This window comes from Porphyromonas crevioricanis, assembly GCF_900167225.1.
GTDB lineage: Bacteria > Bacteroidota > Bacteroidia > Bacteroidales > Porphyromonadaceae > Porphyromonas > Porphyromonas crevioricanis.
Window position 1 is genome coordinate 1 of the sequence record NZ_FUXH01000025.1, and the last position, 3,275, is coordinate 3,275.

2 tRNA genes and 2 rRNA genes are annotated in these 3,275 nt (G+C 47.5%); all 4 read right to left on the minus strand.

Features of this window, described 5'->3' with window-relative positions:
* A 23S ribosomal RNA gene (locus B5D48_RS08905) occupies positions 1 to 284 on the minus strand; the annotation flags it as partial.
* Between the two features lie 116 nt (positions 285 to 400).
* Positions 401 to 474: transfer RNA gene (locus B5D48_RS08910), tRNA-Ala, on the minus strand.
* A 1-nt stretch (position 475) separates the two neighbouring features.
* Positions 476 to 549 (minus strand) — tRNA-Ile (locus B5D48_RS08915).
* Positions 550 to 798: 249 nt separating this feature from the next.
* Positions 799 to 2,329 (minus strand): 16S ribosomal RNA (locus tag B5D48_RS08920).
* Between the last annotated feature and the right edge of the window lie 946 nt (positions 2,330 to 3,275).

Below are 3,275 nucleotides of genomic sequence, written 5' to 3' on the forward strand. Positions count from 1 at the left end.
CCCCCATATTGCAATCACAATATAGGTTTGGGCTAATCCCCGTTCGCTCGCCACTACTGAGGGAATCACTTTTGTTTTCTTTTCCTATGGGTACTAAGATGTTTCAGTTCCCCACGTTCGCCCTGCTTGTCGCAGTGTCAGACCTCCTGCCTGACGGGTTGCCCCATTCGGAAATCTGCGGGTCAATTCGTATGTGCCAATAACCGCAGCTTTTCGCAGCTTATCACGTCCTTCTTCGCTTCTGAGAGCCTAGGCATCCACCGTCTGCCCTTATCAAATTCGCCTTATGTGTGTGGTTAATCCTACACACGGGTTGTTTTCTTTTTGCTCTATTGTTTTTGTTCTATCATTACGTCAAAGATCGCTTCCCTATTAGAAGATCCTCCCCTAATAAGAAATGTGGAGAATATCGGATTCGAACCGATGACCCCCTGCTTGCAAAGCAGGTGCTCTAGCCAGCTGAGCTAATCCCCCGTAGTCCCAGGCAGAGTTGAACTGCCGACCTCTACATTATCAGTGTAGCGCTCTAACCAACTGAGCTATAGGACTGCATCGACTGCCTGAAAACACACGGAAAATGATAACGCCCATCTCCCAGTGGTCTCCATGATGTTAGCCACCTATACAAAACGCTCTCCTATCACCCCCCCCACGCTAAAATTTTCACGCAGAAGACTCGATAAAATGAAAGAGCCCATAAACAGAACTAACACCTATATCGAAAATCATAGAAACAAAAGAGAGCACAAGTCGTCTCATACATAAAATCCTTCCCTGTGCAAACGTAACGAACTCCAGAAAGGAGGTGTTCCAGCCGCACCTTCCGGTACGGCTACCTTGTTACGACTTAGCCCCAGTCACCGGTATTACCCTAGGACGCCCCTCGCGGTTACGTACTTCAGGTACCCCCGACTCCCATGGCTTGACGGGCGGTGTGTACAAGGCCCGGGAACGTATTCACCGCGCCATGGCTGATGCGCGATTACTAGCGAATCCAGCTTCACAGAGTCGAGTTGCAGACTCCGATCCGAACTGGGATAGGGTTTGGAGATTCGCATCCGGTCGCCCGGTAGCTGCCCTTTGTCCCTACCATTGTAACACGTGTGTCGCCCCGGATGTAAGGGCCGTGCTGATTTGACGTCATCCACACCTTCCTCACGGCTTACGCCGGCAGTCTTATTAGAGTCCTCAGCTTAACCTGTTAGTAACTAATAATGTGGGTTGCGCTCGTTAGGGCACTTAAGCCGACACCTCACGGCACGAGCTGACGACAACCATGCAGCACCTACATAGATGCCCCGAAGGGATAACAACTCTCGCTGCCTGTCATCTATATTTCAATCCCGGGTAAGGTTCCTCGCGTATCATCGAATTAAACCACATGTTCCTCCGCTTGTGCGGGCCCCCGTCAATTCCTTTGAGTTTCATCGTTGCCGACGTACTCCCCAGGTGGATTACTTAACGCTTTCGCTAAGAAGCATACACTCATATCGCATACTCCGAGTAATCATCGTTTACGGCGTGGACTACCAGGGTATCTAATCCTGTTTGATACCCACGCTTTCGTGCTTCAGTGTCAGATATAGCCCGGTAAGCTGCCTTCGCAATCGGGGTTCTGTATGATATCTATGCATTTCACCGCTACACCATACATTCCGCCTACCTATTCTAATCTCTAGCTCTGCAGTTTCAACGGCATGCTAGGGGTTGAGCCCCCAGGTTTCACCACTGACTTACAAAACAACCTACGCACCCTTTAAACCCAATAAATCCGGATAACGCTCGCATCCTCCGTATTACCGCGGCTGCTGGCACGGAGTTAGCCGATGCTTATTCGCAGGGTACTTGCAATTAAATACGCGTATCTAATTTTACTCCCCTGAAAAAGAGGTTTACAATCCTTAGGACCGTCTGCCCTCACGCGACTTGGCTGGTTCAGGCTCTCGCCCATTGACCAATATTCCTCACTGCTGCCTCCCGTAGGAGTCTGGTCCGTGTCTCAGTACCAGTGTGGGGGATAAACCTCTCAGTTCCCCTATCCATCGTCGCCTTGGTGAGCCGTTACCTCACCAACTAGCTAATGGAACGCATGCCCATCTGTCAGTAATAAATCTTTCCTTATCCCCCCATGCAGAAGAATAAGTATATCCAGTATTAGTCCGGCTTTCACCGGGTTATCCCAGTCTGACAGGTAGGTTGCATACGCGTTACGCACCCGTGCGCCGGTCGCCGGCATAAGTAGCAAGCTACTTACCCGATGCCCCTCGACTTGCATGTGTTAAGCCTATCGCTAGCGTTCATCCTGAGCCAGGATCAAACTCTCCATTGTTATCTTGTTTTGTTTGTTTTCCTGTTATATGCTCATTATCGTTCGCCTGGTTGGTTGTACTTGACGAAAGTCTCGTTTCCTTATATGACCCCCTCTATAATAATCACGTGAAAAAAACTTCACAGCCAAAATAAAGGAGAGGAAAAAAACATTCCTGTACTACACTTTTGTTCTATGAATATCGTCAAAGATCTCTTCGCTTTACCTAAACTCCCCTTTCCTAAGAATGCTCCCCGGCAAGCCAACCCTCTGGATCAGCTGCAAAAAGCCACTCAAAAAAAAGGAAAACCGAGTCCAACTTAAAAAAACAAGCAGCAGACCACTGTCAAAAAAAAGGAGTACACACTCCTCAAATAACAGCTCTATCGCCTTCTGCCATTCCTTTCAAGTGGCGCCCCGCTCGGGCTTAGCGAATGCAAAGATAAAACAGTTTTTCCTTCCAATCCAAATCAAATACCAAAATATTTGATGAAAGATTAGTCGAGAGAGGCCTAACAGACTTGAAATCAGCACGAAACAAAAACAAAACTTTTTCCCGGAAAAACAACTTACAAGCACGAATGCAAGAAAACAAGAGGAAAAGAACATGGAAACACATGAGATTATGAAAAAAGAAGCGAGAAGCGAGAGAGGAGAAGGGAGAGAGGAGAAATAAGAGGTGAGAAGGGAAAATGCTATCCTGTCGGAAGAAGAAAAGGGGCATATCTCTCACTCCTAAATGTGGCATGTTTTGTTAAGCATCATGCTCGCAAAAAGAAGAGAAAAAACACCTGAAAAAAGCAGCCAAATACAAGTGAACAAAAAAACCTCTCAAAGGCTTTACAATGACCGCCTAAAAGGCCGATGAATAGAGCGTTCTGGAAAGGTCGGTTTTTTCTCCTCAGAGAAATTTTGCTAACACAGGAGAAAAAGTTTGCTCTCACAGGAGAGAATTTTTGCTCGCTCC